The 17473-nt window shown below is 44.6% G+C and carries 11 protein-coding genes; 9 read left to right on the top strand and 2 right to left on the bottom strand.

The features are described 5' to 3' along the window. Positions 1-15: 15 nt before the first annotated feature. The 5 genes from AVL57_RS14890 (at position 16) to AVL57_RS14870 (ending at position 9467) form a co-directional block, all read left to right on the top strand. The gene (locus tag AVL57_RS14890; RefSeq protein ID WP_057790037.1) at positions 16-2976 is read left to right on the top strand and encodes a SusC/RagA family TonB-linked outer membrane protein; all 2961 of its coding nucleotides are present in this window, start codon (positions 16-18) and stop codon (positions 2974-2976) included. A 27-nt stretch (positions 2977-3003) separates the two neighbouring features. Further along, a complete protein-coding gene (locus AVL57_RS14885; protein ID WP_057790040.1) occupies positions 3004-4725 on the top strand; it encodes a RagB/SusD family nutrient uptake outer membrane protein in 1722 nt (573 codons plus the stop codon). A gap of 65 nt (positions 4726-4790) precedes the next feature. Beyond that, on the top strand, positions 4791-6101 hold the full coding sequence (locus AVL57_RS14880) for a sugar porter family MFS transporter (protein ID WP_057790042.1): 1311 nt from the start codon (positions 4791-4793) through the stop codon (positions 6099-6101). A 14-nt stretch (positions 6102-6115) separates the two neighbouring features. Further along, positions 6116-8191, top strand: coding sequence for a glycoside hydrolase family 32 protein (locus tag AVL57_RS14875; RefSeq protein ID WP_082604847.1), 2076 nt, complete (start codon positions 6116-6118; stop codon positions 8189-8191). Next, positions 8178-9467: an oligosaccharide MFS transporter gene (locus AVL57_RS14870; RefSeq protein WP_231885058.1), complete on the top strand. Its 1290-nt coding sequence runs from the start codon at positions 8178-8180 to the stop codon at positions 9465-9467. Before AVL57_RS14875 ends, AVL57_RS14870 begins: the two co-directional genes overlap by 14 nt. Here the strand turns inward: AVL57_RS14870 and AVL57_RS14865 are convergent. After that, entirely contained in the window at positions 9448-10440 is a 993-nt protein-coding gene (locus AVL57_RS14865) for a LacI family DNA-binding transcriptional regulator (RefSeq protein WP_057790044.1), read from the bottom strand. The two genes, AVL57_RS14870 and AVL57_RS14865, sit on opposite strands and share 20 nt — an antisense overlap. A 278-nt stretch (positions 10441-10718) precedes the next feature. On the opposite strand from AVL57_RS14865, the gene AVL57_RS14860 reads away from it, so the two are divergent. Further along, a complete protein-coding gene (locus AVL57_RS14860) occupies positions 10719-11531 on the top strand; it encodes a hypothetical protein (RefSeq protein ID WP_057790046.1) in 813 nt (270 codons plus the stop codon). Positions 11532-11668: 137 nt separating this feature from the next. Here the strand turns inward: AVL57_RS14860 and AVL57_RS14855 are convergent, their stop codons facing one another. Then, positions 11669-12517, bottom strand: coding sequence for a LysR family transcriptional regulator (locus tag AVL57_RS14855; protein ID WP_057790048.1), 849 nt, complete (start codon positions 12515-12517; stop codon positions 11669-11671). A gap of 137 nt (positions 12518-12654) precedes the next feature. Here AVL57_RS14855 and gcvT point away from each other — a divergent pair, with 137 nt between their 5' ends. From gcvT to gcvP, 3 genes are all read left to right on the top strand, one after another. Continuing rightward, positions 12655-13734, top strand: coding sequence for a glycine cleavage system aminomethyltransferase GcvT (gene gcvT / locus AVL57_RS14850; protein WP_057790050.1), 1080 nt, complete (start codon positions 12655-12657; stop codon positions 13732-13734). Between the two features lie 26 nt (positions 13735-13760). Further along, positions 13761-14150: a glycine cleavage system protein GcvH gene (gene gcvH, locus AVL57_RS14845; protein WP_057790052.1), complete on the top strand. Its 390-nt coding sequence runs from the start codon at positions 13761-13763 to the stop codon at positions 14148-14150. A 143-nt stretch (positions 14151-14293) separates the two neighbouring features. Next, positions 14294-17191, top strand: coding sequence for an aminomethyl-transferring glycine dehydrogenase (gene gcvP / locus AVL57_RS14840; RefSeq protein WP_057795974.1), 2898 nt, complete (start codon positions 14294-14296; stop codon positions 17189-17191). The last annotated feature ends 282 nt before the right edge of the window (positions 17192-17473 follow it).

Here is a 17473-nt window from a genome sequence, read left to right as displayed (position 1 = left end):
GACTTGGAATGTGAAATGAAAAATATCAAATTACACCCGTTAGCCCGACAAGTGCGTACGGCGTTGCCTGCCTGTTCGCTTCTTTGTTACATGTATGCCCCTATTGGTGTTGCACAAGAGGCGGAGTTGGAAAATGCCATTTCTGAAGATGACGTTGAAGTCATTCAAATATCCTACGGATATAGTGCGGTAGAAGAAACCGATTTAACCGGTTCAATCGCATCAGTCGATATTAAAGATGTTGTCGATTTACCGTCTGGCAACATTATGCAAAACCTTCAAGGTCGTGTGCCTGGCTTGCAAATTACGACTAATGGTAATCCTAGTTCATCAGCAACGGTAAGGATTCGAGGGCAAGGATTGGGTCCATTAGGTAACAACGATCCCCTTTACATTATCGACGGTATTCCTACTAAATCTGGCCTGCAAGAAATAAACAGTAATGACATTGCTGATATACAGGTATTGCGAGATGCGGCCGCCGCCAGTATTTACGGTGCTCGTTCTGGAAATGGCGTCATCGTCGTTACCACGAAGCGTGGTCATGACGGCCTTGATTTCAATTTCCGCTACAATCAATCGTTTGAAGAATATGATTTTGACTTAAACCCTCTTAACACTCTTCAACGTGGCGAAGTTGTGTGGCGAGCTGCCGTGAATGACGGTACCGATCCTAACTCTGCCAGTCCGCTATATACGTACGATTGGAACGGGGATTTCACAAATCCACAGTTAAACAGTGTCTCTATTCCTCAGTACACCGATCCTGAAGGCGTGCAGCAAGCCGCCGACACCCAGTGGTTTGATGAAGTCACGCAAACTGCCAAAATTCAAGATATGAACCTATCCGTAAAAGGTGGGACTGATCGCGCTAGTTTCTACAGCTCAATTGGCTACTACGACGCAGAGGGCGTGGTTGATGGCTCTAAGTTTTCTCGTATGTCGTTCCGTGTAAATGCAGACTACGAGATTATTGAAGATAAATTGAAAGTGGGGCAAACCTTTTTAATTACCGACCAAAAAGCCAACTTAATCAATGACCTTGCCGGCGATATTGTGGGCTTGTCTATTGAACAGCAGTCTATCGTTCCAGTTTATAACGATTTAGGTAACTGGGGAGGGCCTGTTGCCGGCATTACCGATCGCGATAACCCGGTTCGTATTATTGAGCAAAACCGTGATAACGAAAGCACCTACAATAAAATTATGGGTAGTTTTTATGTTGAATATGAACCCATTGAAGATTTAGTACTTCGAGGTTCGGTAGGTGTGGATTACGGTCAATATTACTTCCGTAATTTTAGACGTGCTTACACAGCAGGCTTCTTATCTTCAGATGATTTACTCAGTGTAGAAGACAGCTGGAACCAAAGTATTATTACCAGCGCTACGGCTACTTACAAGCTTGTTTTAGATGATAAACATAAGTTTAATTTTTTAGCTGGCGTTGAACAAATTGATGCTAAAAACGAGTTGTCTAGAGGGTTTGGTTCTGGCTTTGCTTCTGATGACCGCGCGTTCGCATATTTATCGCAAGCGACGGAAAATGTTCGTGTTGAAGGAGAGGGCGATTCATGGGCCTTAGACTCACAATTTGCGCGGGTAGATTATAACTACGACAATCGCTATCTAGCATCAGCAACGGTGCGACGAGATGGTTCATCTCGGTTTGGTAAAAACAATGAATACGGAACATTCCCAGCGGCATCGGTAGGTTGGGTTATCACAAACGAAGAGTTTTTCGATATTGAATCTATTGATACGTTGAAACTTAGAGCGAGTATAGGTGAAACCGGAAACCAGGAAATTGCGTCAAATGCCACATTCACTACCTATGTTCCACGCTATGCAACTCAATCACTCTTCACAGATCTTCAAGACGAAGGAACCGCATACGATGTAACGGGTGCCAATGGCGGAACATTGCCATCTGGGTTTGTAAAAGCACAAACGGGTAATGAAGACTTAAAATGGGAGACATCGACCCAAGTTAATATAGGGCTCGATTTTGAACTATTCGAACGAACTATTTACGGAAGCATTGATTGGTTCGAAAAAGAAACCCGCGACATTCTAACTCTCACTCAGCCTGTCGCTACGCTAGGAGAAGGCGCCCAGCGTTGGGTGAACGGCGGCACCATTGAGAACAAAGGTGTAGAACTGGTGCTTGGTTATGAAAGTTGGGTGGACACCGGTTTTCTTGACGATGAACTAGAAGTTGATATTAGTTTTAATATTTCTAGCGCCAAAAACACGGTAACGGCTTTACCGGAAGATGTGGTGAATTCGTTTGGCGGTAATGGTCAAGATAAAACCATCTTAGGGCATTCCATTAACTCTGTATATGGTTACGTAGCAGACGGACTTTTCCAAAACCAAGAAGAAATAGATTCACACGCCGCACAAGCCGGCGCTGGTTTAGGTCGTATTCGCTGGAAAGATCTTGACGGAAACGGTGTTATCGACGAGAACGATCAAGATTTCTTTGCCGACACCGATCCAGATTTCATTTATGGAATGAACTTTACTTTCCGCTACCAAGACTGGGATTTCAACATGTTTTGGCAGGGCGTAAAAGGTGGTCAAATTCGCAACAACTGGCGCTTATTTACCGACTTTACCTCGCTTAATATTGGTTCAAACTATGGTTCTCGAACGTTAGATGCGTGGACACCGGAAAATACCGATACCACTGTACCGGCACTTACTTTGGTGGATAACAACGGTGAAGGCCGTCAATCGAGTTTCTTTTGGGAAGATGGCACTTATCTAAAACTACGTAACATCAGCGTTGGCTACACCCCTTCACTTGATTTTGTTGAGCGCTTTGGACTGAGCAATGCTCGCTTCTATGTGCAAGCCTCAAACCTACTTACCATCACGCCAGATGGCACGTTAAGCCAAGATCCTGAAACGCCAAATGAGGTATTCCCAGTACCGCGTCGAATCACCCTTGGTATGGATTTGTCTTTCTAAGCGCCCCTATTTTTACGGATTTGAATTATGAAACGAGTAACACAGTTATTAGCAAGTAGTTTAGTCGCGCTGTCGGTCGCCTCTTGCGGCGGCAGTGATCAATTAGATACGGCACCCCAAGCAGTGCTCACTGAAGAGCAGGTTGCTACCGCAGAAAACGTAGATGCCCTCGTGATAGCGGCGTATTCCTATATAGGTAATGATCACTATACAGCACCTAATTTTCTTTGGCCTACCGGAAACTTACGCGCGGGCGATGCACATAAAGGCGGGAATGGTCCCTCAGATATATTCGCCTACCATGCCTTGTCGCTATACGAGCCGTTGGTACCCGATATGGAATCGTTCCCTCCCGATCTTATCGATTTAAATGATAAAAAGTGGACGCGGAACTATACCGGCATTTCGCGGGTGAACGCTGCGCTTAAAATTATTAATGAAACGCCTGCCGCCGAGCTACCTAATGGTAATTTGCAGTCTGCAGAACTTAGGTTTATTCGTGGTTTCTTTTATTTTGACTTGAAAATTCATCATAAACATATCCCTTGGATTGATGAAACCATGACACAGGAAGATATTCTGTCTGCTAGCAACCGCGATCTTACCGATCAGCAGTTGTGGGACAAAATAGCGGAAGACTTCCGTGTAGGTGCTGAAACATTACCAGATGTACAAGTGGATGTTGGCCGAGCGTCAGCGTTATCTGCGAAAGCATTTTTAGCCAAAACTTTACTTTATCAAGCGTACGAGCAAGACGATCTGCACAACGTGGTCAATATCAATCAAGACAAGCTTAATGAAGTGGTTGCCTTAGTTGATGAAATTGAAGCCAGTGGTGTTTTTAGTTTAGCCGATGACTATGCAGAGAATTTTCTGTTTGAATTTGAGAATGGGCAAGAGTCGGTATTTGCAATCCAGCGTTCGCTTAACGATGGCTCACCAGATGGCCGAGGCAGTTGGCCTAGTGCGCTAAATGCTCCTATTTCAAGCGAAAGTGGGTTTGGTTGTTGTGGCTTTCATGTGCCAACCGAAAACTTTGTTAATGCGTTTAAAACCGACCAAGATGGCTTGCCACAGTTCGATTCGTACAACGATGCAAATTATCGTGTAGAGACCGACTATGTTGATCCACGCTTAGATCACACCGTTGCAATGGAAGGCAAGCCCTTCAAATATGATGAAAATTACATTCACGGTGGCGATTCTTGGGCTCGTGCGCCTGCTATTTACGGCAATTTTAACGCCATAAAAGACATGGAAAACCCTGAGTGTGATTGCCGCGGAGCGAACGGCCCCTTCCCAATTTTCTCGTTGAATACACCTATTATTCGTTATTCAGACGTTTTGCTTTGGAAAGCAGAGGCATTAATTGAACTAGATAGGTTTGCTGAAGCGTTACCGATAATTAATCGAATTCGTGAGCGTGCCGCAAACAGCACCGAGAGACTCAATAACGCCAGTTTATACCGTATTAGCACCTATACGGCGTTCACTTCAAAACAGCAAGCACGCCAAGCGCTTCGTTTTGAGCGTCGCTTAGAATTGGGCCTTGAAGGGCATCGGTTCTTCGACTTGGTTCGTTGGGGTATCGCGAAAGAAACCATCGACTCATACCTTAGTGTGGAGCAAAGCCGCAAGCCCTACTTAGTTGATGCTAAGTTCACCAAAAACAAGCACGAATACCTGCCTATTCCTAATCAACAGATTAACTTGAGCGGCGGTATTTACATTCAAAACCCAGGCTACTAATTCAGCCGCCCCCCTTATTAGAGATTATTCCTAATAAGGGGGCTTTACTTGTTGTACATATAACTATGAATAAAATAATTACATGGTCGGTTACTGTTGCAGTTGCCGGGTTCTTATTCGGATTCGATACTGCCGTCATCTCTGGTGCTGACCAAGCTATACAAGCGCTGTGGGAAACTTCACCGCTGGTACATGGCTTATTTGTTATGTCTTCTGCACTGTGGGGAACCGTACTTGGTGCATTATCCGGAAACATCCCCTGCGATAAGTTGGGGCGTAAAAAAACACTGGTTATTATTGGTGTGCTTTATCTTTTGTCTGCTATTGGCTCTGCACTAGCACAAGACCCTTATACCTTTGCTATTCTGCGCTTTATTGGCGGTGTGGGCGTAGGAATTTCTTCTATTGTTGTTCCGGCTTACATTTCTGAAATTGCTCCTGCCAACCTGCGAGGTCGGTTAGTTGCAACGTATCAGTTCCAAATTGTATTTGGCATCCTCATCGCTTTTCTATCTAACTATTTACTGACTGGCATCATTCCTCAAGACTGGCGAGTCATGTTGGGAATAGAAGCCATTCCCGCTTTGGTTTACTTACTTCTAGTACTTAAAGCACCTGAGAGTCCTCGTTGGTTACTTCTTAAACACAACAAGGAGCAGGAAGCTCGTGAAATAATGCAAGCACTCGGTAGTGATGATATTGACAATACCATTACTCAGGTACGCGAGTCTGCAAAACGTCAGCCCAACACTTCACTGTTTAAAAGCGAATATAAGTTGCCGATTACGTTGGCATTTTTGATTGCGGCATTCAATCAGCTTTCGGGTATTAATTTTATTATTTATTACGCACCAAGGGTCTTTGAAATGGCAGGGCTTGATGCGAGTAATGCGTTATTGTCTACCGCCGGCGTTGGGTTGGTGAACCTAGTGTTCACCATGGTGGGGATAAGCTTAATTGATAAATGTGGACGTAAGCTATTAATGTACGTTGGTTCAATTGGCTACATCCTTTCTTTAGCAACGGTTAGTTGGGCTTTTTACGGTGATGTGGGGGGCACACTCGTCGTTGTCGCTATTTTTGTTTTCATTGCTTCACACGCGTTAGGGCAAGGTGCTGTCATATGGGTGTTTATTGCCGAGATATTCCCCAATTCTGTGCGGTCTAAAGGCCAGTCTCTGGGTAGCGGAACTCACTGGGTGTTTGCTGCCATCATCACCTTGGCGATGCCTCAAGTGTTAGCCACCTTCAGCGCATCTCAAGTCTTCTTCTTTTTTACTTTAGCCATGTTCCTACAACTTATATTTGTACGTTTCATGATGCCTGAAACCAAAGGACGCACATTAGAAGATGTGGCTTCTGAGTTATCGGAATAGGAAATTAAAATTCAATGAAATATTTAGTTAGCGTTTTAATCTCAACTGCATTAGTTGGTTGTTCAATGCAAAGCTCGGTAGTGAATCGCACTACAGATACAACAGGATTGGCCCCCATGTACAACGAAAAATTTAGGCCGCAGGCCCATTTCACGCCACCAGAAAAATGGATGAACGATCCAAATGGTATGTTTTATCTTGATGGGGAATATCATCTTTTCTATCAGCATAACCCAAATGCTTCGGTTTGGGGGCCCATGCATTGGGGGCATGCTGTTAGTCGAGACTTAGTGCATTGGGAGCATTTGCCCATTGCGCTTTACCCCGATGAACAGGGGACTATCTTCTCGGGAAGTGCCGTGGTCGACTGGAACAATTCTAGCGGGTTAGGAACAAAGGAAAATCCACCCATCGTGGCGCTGTACACTTATCACAATCCAGAGCTTGAAAAAGCGGGGCGTATTGATTTTCAAACGCAAGCCATGGCCTACAGTTTAGATAAGGGGCGAACTTGGCAGAAGTACGCTCAAAACCCAGTGGTGGAAAATCCAGGCATTCGCGACTTCAGAGATCCCAAAGTCATGTGGCATGAGGGCTCTAAGCAGTGGATTATGGCACTGGCACAAAAAGACCATATTGGGTTTTACAGTTCAGAGAATTTAAAAGAGTGGAAGTTAGAAAGTACTTTCGGTGAAAACATGGGGAGTCACGGCGGCGTATGGGAGTGCCCTGAATTGATTCTTATGCCAATAGCTGGCACCGATGAATATCGATATGTACTACTTGTAAGCATCATGCCGGGCGGTCCAAATGGCGGTTCAGCTACGCAGTACTTCGTGGGCGACTTTGATGGTAAAAACTTCGTCCTTGATGATACATGGCAGCAAGCGTTAGCTCAGACGCCAGCAGAGTTTCCAGAGGGCACTGTATTTGCCGACTTTGAACAGGAAATTAACGATTGGCACACAAAAGGTGATGCTTTTAATGGTGGTCCCACCGCGGGCTCACACGGTGCTCAGCCTATGCCGGAAGGCTTTGAAGGGCAGCATCTTATTAATAGTTTTAAAGACGGCGATTTATCTACCGGTTCTCTGACATCACCGAAGTTTTTGATAGAAAAACCGTTTATTAATTTTAAATTGGCAGGTGGGCAGCACACGGAAAAAGTGGGCGTTAATCTGTTAGTCGACAATAAAGTGGTGATGTCGGCAACGGGTAAGAACCGTAATATATTACGCAATGTGAGCTGGGATGTTGCGGCGTATGAAGGCCAACATGCTCAACTTCAAATCATTGATTATGAAACCGGAGGTTGGGGTCATGTGTTGGTTGATCAATTTGTATTTTCAGATCACCCCGCTAGAAATCAAATTGAACCAGCCGTTTGGTTAGACTACGGAACCGATAACTATGCAGGGGTTACGTTCTTCAAAGCACCTAATAGTGATGAACAGCGTCATGTGTTTATGGGTTGGATGAGCAACTGGCTATATGCCAATGAAGTGCCTTCAAGTAATTTTAGAAGTGCCATGACATTGCCCAGGGAATTGATACTGGTTAATAGTAATCATGGTTTGCGGGTTAAAAGCAAGTTGGCAAAAGAAGTCTATAAACTGAAACAACAAGAGACGGGTTTGAAGACACTTACTGCTGGGGATTCTCTGATAGTAAAAGAAGCGGTCGGAAAACGAAGCAACACGGCATCTATTTTCTCATTTAATATTGATAGTAAAAACAACCCAATTTCTAGCATAACCTTGGCAAACGATGAAGGTGAGAGTATTGGCCTAGTAATAGATACCAAAGCTAATGTCGTTAAGTTAGATAGAAGTTTGTCGGGTAAAACAGAGTTTCATAGCGAGTTTGGCAGTACGCAACACGCGCTTCTTAACTACGAAGGAGATGAAATTAGCGTGACTGTGGTTGCAGATCGTGGGTCAGTTGAAGTATTCATTGATGATGGCTTGACTGTTATGACAGCGCTGGTCTTTCCGAAATCGGTTTACACTACGCTGAAAACTAACGATGATACTACTGAAATTCACTCAGTGTTAGGTGCGCGTTTAGCATCTATTTATGCTAACAAATAAAGCCCATTCAACGTCAGTACTAGGTTGCATGTTACGGCAGCGGCCTAGTACCGCGTATTGGTCTTCAGCACTGGCCTTGTTCACGTTTTTCTTAACGTGGTCGTTCGCTTACTCGCTTTTCCCACTTTGGCTAAACCAAACGTTACAGTTATCTGGCAAACAAACCGGTATTGTATTTGCCGCAAACGCGCTAGCTGCATTGTTTGCTATGCCGGTTTATGGCGTAGTGCAAGACAAGTTGGGTACCGGTAAGCAATTGCTCCGTATTTTAGCTTTATTGACCATCGCAGTTGGGCCATTTTTTGTGTATGTCTACCAACCTTTACTCACCCATCATTTTTTTACGGGAGTTTGTGTTGGCGCACTCTACAGCGCCTTAGCGTTTGGTGCTGCGGTAGGTACATTAGAGGCGCTAATTGAGCGTATAGGGCGTCAGCATGGTGTCGAGTTTGGTAAAGCGAGATTGTGGGGTTCATTAGGCTGGGCGGTGGCAACATTTGCTGCAGGGATAATTTTCAACATTAGCCCGCAGGTCAACTTTTGGATTGCGAGTGTGAGTGGCGCAGCATTTTTTGTTTGTGTACTTCGACTTCCAACAAACGAATTTGATTTACAATCGTCGCATCGAACCAGTATCTCTTCAATGGATGTATTTGCGCTTTTGAAGCTAGGTTCATTCTGGCGCTTAGGCTTTTACGTTATGGGCGTGTCTTGTCTGTATCAAATTTACGACCAGCAATTTGCTATTTATTTTGCAGCAATGTTCCCCAGTGTAGAAGAGGGTAACCGATTCTATGGGTACTTAAATTCGACTCAAGTGTTTGTGGAAGCGGGCCTGATGTTTGTGGCGCCATATGTGGTAAACAAGATTGGTGCAAAGAATGGCTTGTTACTGAGTGGCGCTATTATGGCGCTACGTATTCTTGCATCAGGCTTAGTTGACGACACAATTTCAATATCGATGGTGAAGCTTCTGCATGCCGTAGAATTACCCCTCTTGTTAGTGAGTATATTCAAATACATAACGGTAAACTTCGACGCTAGGCTCTCTGCAACGATTTACTTAATTGGATTTAATGTGATGTCGCAGGTGGTAACGACAGCGCTGTCGTCGCTAGTGGGTGAAATGTACGATACGTTTGGTTTTGCCAATGCGTATTTGGTACTAGGTATAGTGGTAACCCTAAACGTAGCGATATCTTGGCGGGTGTTAGAAGATAAAAACAAGGCGACGCCGGCACTTCAACAACCAAACCTTAAAATGAGTCGCGATTAATTAAGTTGAATTTTGCCGTTTGACTAACGATATCGGTTCTTTCGTTTAAAAGATAATTTATGGCCCATTGGCCCATGTCGTAGTGAGGGAGTGCCATGGTGGTAAGAGATGGTTGCAATAGCGTGGGGATAATATCCCAGTCATCGAAGCTACCAATACCAATGTTTTCGCCCACTTTTAAACCTAAAGATTGTGCCACAAAATAGACTTCTACTGCCATTGGGTCTTGGCCGCAAAGAATTGCATCGGGTTTAAAGTTTTCGATAAGTTCAGCTGCCCGTTGGCGCGTTACTGAGCGCTCATTGCCTTCTTCACCAATAATGACTGACTCTATATGCAGTTCGCAATTTTTCCCTTTATGTTCGGCAAAAGCTTGTTCAGCACCTGCTTTACGCTGCTGCCCCGCAATAATATTTTCATTCAAGTTTAAGAAGACAATACGACGGTAGCCTTTATTCAGCATTTTGGCAGTAATTTCTCTGGCAGCTTCTTTTTCATCAGGCACGATTGAGGCAAATCGCTTTGATGGGTCGAAACAATTCGCTAATACAGTGGGAACAGGGGTAAGTTGTTCAGGCAGCGTTACTTCCCGATGATACATTGCCGCATAAATAATGCCTTCAACTCTATGCCCCAACAAATGATTGATAGCACCTTCTACGCTATATTTATCAACATTAACGTTAAGTACCATAAGCTCTTTATTATTCTTCCAGGCTAAGTCTTGCGCGCCGCGAATAAGATCGAAAGTGTAAGGCACACGCAAAAGCTCATCAGCAATAAATCCAATTACTCCCGATTTTTTCCGCCTAGTCATTTGCGCAGCACGATTTGGGCGATAGCCTAGTTCTTCAATAGACGCTAATACTTTGTCACGATTGGCCGGCTTTACAGTGGGGTCGTTATTAACAACGCGAGATACCGTTTTAAACGCTACGCCAGCATGGGCGGCTACATCTTTGATAGTCACCATTTAGTTATGGGCTCTTGCATTTTTTGTCGTTAAAAAAAGAAACTATACCTGTTTTTTAAGTAATGCCATACCAGAATCCGTTGTGGTAATACCGGTATGCCTTTCATCTTGCTTAAGTTCTTGTTTCGGGTGGCGGTTACATCACTCTCTGTCACATAAATTTCATGCTGTTTGTTGTCCCCAATATGCTTAGCGCAGAACTCTTCTTGGTATCTCGAAAAGCTATTTGAGATAGGCGTGTACAACCAATAAATAACCTAAACAGAAAAGGACATAAAATGAAACTACATTTCTATGTAAGCCTAATTTGCGTTGTTGTGGGACTTGCTGGGCAAATTGAAAATACCTATGCAGATGACGTGAATGACTTCAAACCTGTGTACAAGTTAAGAACAGATAACGAATGTTGGCCGACTAACCCTGCCAATGGAACAAATAGCGGGGAATGCGTTACTCGAAGTGAATATCAAACTACAACGGTTCCTGTTTTCTGGGAAGCGTACGAAGAAGACGTTAACGGTAAAACACACAAATTAATTACCTACTGGAATTATTATGGCGATCAAAACGGATGTACCACGTGGGATAGTGGGCACGCAGACGATTGGGAGGCGATTACCGTTCATGTAGTAAATCATGAGCTAGAGCACGTGACTTACTGGCAGCACAACGGGCGCTATACTAAAGCTGCTGAAACAGTTGAAAAAGATGGTGAGCATCCTGTTGTGTATGTGGGGAAATATTCTCATGGTAACTATCACGACCAAAGATCACGGGCTAGCGCAGATAGTTGGACCTTTTTAACGGGTGGCTACTGCTATTACTGGAAAGATCCCCGAGGGCCGGGCGAAACATGGTCACCCGTAGCGCAACACCTTGATTCAGTGGGTTTTGATGACGTTTTTCCCGGTTCAACAAATCCTAACCTTAGAAGCGAACGCCCTCACCAGCGCACGGTATGCAGAGAAGATGGCGGACAAGTATTAGCGGGTATTATTGATGGCACTGAAAATACCTGCGATAGAAACCCAAGCTACCTTCAAGATGAGACTATGACGTTACAGTCTTTGTTTTATTTGGATATTTATTAACAACACATGTCATCCACTTTACGTAAAACATGGTGCGTGATTTAAAAACAAAAGCCGCATTTATTTATATAAATTGCGGCTTTTTTTCACGCTAACCCCAGTTCAATTTTACCTAACGCCATCAGTTTTTAACTAGGCTAAGCCCGTAATCTACTGGTTATAAACTCTGCTAAGGTTTTACTAATGACAGGATGTTGGGTGTCTTGGTTGAAAAGGCAGATATTCACTCTACCTAATTTGGGCAGTTTTGGGTGATTAAGCGGCGAAACGTTTTGCGGCAAACTTGAACGGGCGAGGGCGGTAATACCTAAGCCTTGTTGAATAGCCGCCACTAAGCCACCTAAATCGGCGTTAGTGTAAGTAATTTTCCATGCAAAGGTTTGTTGTTTTAGTTCTTCAATTACACGGCTTCGGTACATACAGCCATCGGGGGCCAGCACCAGCGGGATGCTATCGCCTACTAAAGGGCGGGTGGCATCGCCCACCCACACTATTTCATCTTCCAGTACCACTTCCCCTTCAGTATCTTCATTAGGGTTTACCAGCGCTAAAATTAAATCGAAATGATCCCGCTGGCTGGGGTGTAGTAAATCGCGGCTTAGCGATGATGTTACCTCTAGCGACACATCAGGGTAGCGCTTCGAAAATTCACCAATAAGCCCCGGCAGTAACGTTGATGCAAATTCGTTTGGAATACCCAAGCGCAAACGGCCACTTAAAGGCGCAGGAATTAGGCTTTTAAAGATGTTGTCGTTAAGTTCTAGTAACTCTTTTGCTTTAGGATAAAGCCAATTGCCATCGGCGCTAGGTAAATGCCGTTGGCCTACCTTAGTAAACAGCTTTCTTTCTAGTTGGGATTCTAGTTTTTTTATTTGCAAACTAATAGCGGGCTGCGACCGACCCACGAATTCACCGGCTTTAGCATAGCCGCCAAGCTCTATAACACTCACAAAAGTGCGCAAATTATCTAGCGATAGCTGCTTCATTAAGATTTGAATTCCTGATGTAGTAAATCGTATACATTACCTTTATAAATGTATTGATAAGAATTTTCAATTTGTTGCGCCTTATTTCACTCACTATACTCGATAGCGTTTTCTACCCTTACCTAAGAGAAAGTGGAATGTCTAACACCACCGCCCTACATGCAAAGCACCTAGAATCTGGTGCCAAAATGGTTGATTTCTTTGGCTGGGATATGCCAATTAACTATGGTTCGCAAATAGAAGAGCATCACGCTGTTCGCCAAGATGCAGGCATGTTCGACGTGTCGCACATGACCATTGTTGATGTTAAAGGCACACAAGCTAAAGCATACCTTCAACACCTTCTTGCAAACGACGTTGCTAAACTTCAAATAAAAGGCAAAGCGCTATACAGCGGCATGCTTAATGAAGAAGGCGGCGTGGTAGACGATTTAATCGTGTATTACTTCGATGAAACTAACTATCGCCTAGTAGTTAATTCAGCCACACGCGAAAAAGACATGAACTGGCTAAATACTAACGCCGAAGGTTTCGACGTATCTATTACCGAACGCCCAGAGTTCGCCATGATTGCTGTGCAAGGCCCTAATGCCAAAGAAAAAGCAGCAACGCTTTTCAGCGCCGCGCAAAAAGAAGCAGTTGCAGGCATGAAGCCGTTTTTCGGCGTACAAGCTGAAGATTTATTCATTGCTACCACAGGGTATACCGGTGAAGCAGGTTACGAAATTATGGTGCCTACCGCGCAAGCAGCCAGCTTCTGGCAAGACTTGCTAGACGCAGGCGTTAAACCGTGTGGTTTAGGCGCGCGCGATACCCTTCGTTTAGAAGCAGGCATGAACTTGTACGGCCAAGATATGGATGAAACTGTATCACCACTAGCCGCTAACATGGGCTGGACTATTACGTGGGAACCAGCAGATCGTAACTTTGTTGGCCGCAGCGCATTAGAAGCACAGCGCGAAGCCGGTACCGACAAGTTAGTTGGCTTAGTAATGACAGAGAAAGGCGTGTTGCGCCACGGTCAAAAAATTAAAACCGAAAGCGGCGAAGGTATTATTACCTCAGGTACATTTTCACCTACATTAGGCCACTCTGTTGCGTTAGCACGAGTACCTTCAGATGTTGGTGAAACGGTTGAGGTGGAAATGCGCAAAAAGTGGGTTACAGTAAAAGTGGTTAAGCCCTCCTTTGTTCGCAACGGAAAAAGTGTTTTATAAGTTAACAGAGAATAACAGGAACGATTATGAGCAACATTCCAACAGATTTACGTTACGCATCTACCCACGAATGGGTTCGTCCAGACGGCGATGGTGTATTTACAGTAGGTATTTCTGAGCACGCTCAAGGCTTGCTTGGCGATATGGTATTTGTAGAGTTGCCAGACGTTGGCGACACCGTGAGCACTGGCGACGATATCGCTGTTGCTGAATCGGTTAAAGCGGCTTCAGACGTTTACGCCCCTATTAGCGGCGAAGTAGTTGGCGTTAACGAAGAACTAGAAGATTCACCAGAGCTTGTAAACTCAGACCCTTACGGCGATGGCTGGTTATTCAAAATTAAAGCGGATGATGCCGAAGAAGTTGAAGGCTTATTAGACGCTGAAGGTTATGAAAACAGCATTGACGAAGAGTAATTCGTTAGTTGCTTCTAAATGGAAGCGTAGTAACCAGTAATTATTAAAAAGGGGCTTCTAATTAGCCCCTTTTTATCTTTACGTTTTTATTTGTGTTTTATCCTGCCTTTCGGGGCAATACATTGCGAGTGCTTAACAACGTTATGTCGAATACTTCTCCTACATTAGCTCAACTAGAGCAAAAAGACGCATTCATTCGCCGCCACGTAGGCCCAGGCGAAGAAGAAATTCAGCAAATGCTGTCGGCTATTGACGCAACATCGTTAGACGATTTAATTGCGCAAACCGTACCGGCTGGCATTGCGCTACCTGAGCCGTTAAAAGTAGGCGAAGGGGCAACCGAAGTAGATGCATTAGCAGCATTGAAAAAAGTGGCTGGCAAAAACACGGTTAATCGCTCGTTTATTGGTATGGGTTATTACGATACCCACGTACCCAATGTTATTTTACGCAACGTGTTAGAAAACCCAGGTTGGTACACAGCATACACGCCTTACCAGCCAGAAATTGCCCAAGGCCGTTTGGAAGCCATTTTAAACTTTCAACAGTTGACCATTGATTTAACCGGCTTAGAGCTAGCGTCTGCTTCATTACTTGATGAAGGCACCGCAGCGGCTGAAGCCATGGCATTGGCTAAACGCGTATCTAAAAACAAAAAAGCCAGCAGCTACTTTATTGCTGATGACGTACACCCACAAACCCACGATGTAGTAGCTACACGCGCTGAAATGTTTGGTTTTGGTATTATTACCGGCCCAGCAAGCGATGCGGCAAATCACGATGTATTTGGTGCGTTGTTACAATATCCAAGCACCACCGGTGAAGTAACCGACATTTCCGATATTATTGCTGCAGTACAAGCCAAAAAAGGCATAGTGGCAGTAGCCGCCGACTTGATGAGCTTGGTAATGCTAAAATCGCCCGGTGAACTAGGCGCAGACGTTGCCCTAGGCAGCGCACAACGCTTTGGTGTGCCAATGGGGTACGGCGGCCCACATGCTGCATTCTTCGCAACACGCGACAGCTACAAGCGTTCATTGCCTGGCCGTATTATTGGCGTAAGTAAAGACACCCGTGGCCGCCCAGCACTACGTATGGCGCTGCAAACGCGTGAGCAACATATTCGCCGCGAAAAAGCTAACTCGAACATTTGTACCGCGCAAGTATTGCTAGCTAACATGGCCAGCTTTTACGCCGTATACCACGGCCCTAAAGGCTTAAAAACCATTGCTCAGCGCATACACCGCTTAACCAGTATTCTAGCGGCAGGCCTAACGAAAAAAGGTGCAGCCCTTAAACACAGCACCTACTTCGATACCCTAACTGTATTGGTAGATAACAAAGACGCTGTACTAAACAAAGGCTACGAACACGGCCTAAACCTACGTGCCGATTTAGAAGGCGCTGTAGGGGTTTCGCTTGATGAAACTACTACCCGTGAAGACATTGCTACTTTGTTTACCGTTATTCTAGGTAGCGACCACGGCTTAAGTGTAGATGCGCTTGATGCCGAAGTTACCACGCAGCCTACTAATGCTATTCCAGAAAACCTAGTACGCACTAGCGATATTCTTACTCACGAAGTGTTTAACCAGTACCATTCAGAAACTGAAATGCTGCGTTATATTAAAAGCCTAGAGAATAAAGATTTAGCCTTGAACCACTCAATGATTTCATTGGGTTCGTGCACCATGAAGCTAAACGCTACTGCGGAAATGATTCCCGTAACTTGGGCAGAGTTTGGCCAAATTCACCCGTTTGCACCACTAAATCAAGCGGTGGGCTATCAAGAAATGATTGCCGAGCTAGCCGAGTGGTTAATCAACGTGACTGGGTACGACAACCTATCTATGCAACCTAACTCAGGTGCACAAGGTGAATACGCAGGCTTATTGGCCATTCAGCGTTACCATGAAAGCCGCGGCGAAGGGCACAGAAACGTATGCTTAATTCCAAGTTCAGCACACGGTACTAACCCCGCATCTGCGCAAATGGTTAGCCTAAACGTAGTGGTAGTAAAATGTGACAACAACGGTAATGTAGACATTGCCGACCTTCGCAAGAAAGCCGAAGAAGTGGGCGATAACTTATCGTGCGCCATGATCACTTACCCATCTACCCACGGTGTGTACGAAGAAACCATTCGTGAAATGTGTGAAATTGTGCACCAGTACGGCGGCCAAGTGTATATGGATGGCGCGAACATGAACGCGCAGGTGGGCATTACGTCACCTGGGTTTATTGGTTCAGACGTATCGCACTTAAACCTACACAAAACCTTCTGTATTCCACACGGTGGTGGCGGCCCAGGTATGGGGCCTATTGGAGTGAAATCGCATCTTGCGCCTTTCTTGCCAAACCACACGGTAGTGAATATTGAAACAGCAGGTAAAGACTGCGGCGCGGTTTCGGCAGCTCCATGGGGCAGTGCGTCTATTCTGCCAATAAGCTACATGTACATTAAAATGATGGGCTCGGCTGGCCTACGTAAGGCAACCGAAGTAGCCATACTTAACGCCAACTATGTAGCCAATGCCTTAGAAGGGCATTACAACGTACTGTACAAAGGTAAGAACGGCCGCGTAGCGCACGAATGTATTATTGACCTGCGCCCATTAAAAGAAGCCAGCGGTGTAACCGAAGTAGATATAGCAAAACGCTTAAACGACTACGGTTTCCACGCGCCTACTATGAGCTTTCCAGTAGCGGGCACGCTAATGATTGAGCCCACTGAATCGGAAGCTAAGTACGAGCTAGACCGTTTCGTAAATGCCATGATCAGCATTCGCCAAGAAATTGCGAAAGTAGAAAGCGGCGAGTGGGATGCTACCGACAACCCACTACACAATGCACCACATACCCTAGCCGATATTTGTGACAACGACTGGAACCGTAGTTACGACCGCAACCTAGCGGCGTACCCAGTACCAGAAGTACACAGAAACAAATTCTGGCCTTCGGTTAACCGCATTGATGATGTGTTCGGGGATCGTAATTTGATTTGTTCTTGCCCTAGTATAGAGAGTTATATTGAGGGGTAGGGCTGGTTGATGTCACTTTCGAATAAAGTTTGAAAGTAAAAATAATGAAAAGCGAGCTAATAAGCTCGCTTTTTTGTTTCTATTACTTTTATCAGTTAAAGATTGGAGTAATGCCGCCATATTTCATATTAATGTATTGATCTAGATTTAAAGAGAGTATTATTTTTCCTTTAAATGTTAGTTACTTATTTTTAAGTCTTAAATTCTAGGTTAGACTATTGATACTAAATGTAAACTTAATATAGCAACAGGATATGCTTTAAAGGTTATTGATCCTGGCAA

Origin of the sequence: Alteromonas stellipolaris (genome assembly GCF_001562115.1) — a bacterium.
GTDB classification, from domain to species: domain Bacteria; phylum Pseudomonadota; class Gammaproteobacteria; order Enterobacterales; family Alteromonadaceae; genus Alteromonas; species Alteromonas stellipolaris.
This window is presented reverse-complemented; position numbering and strand designations above follow the sequence as displayed.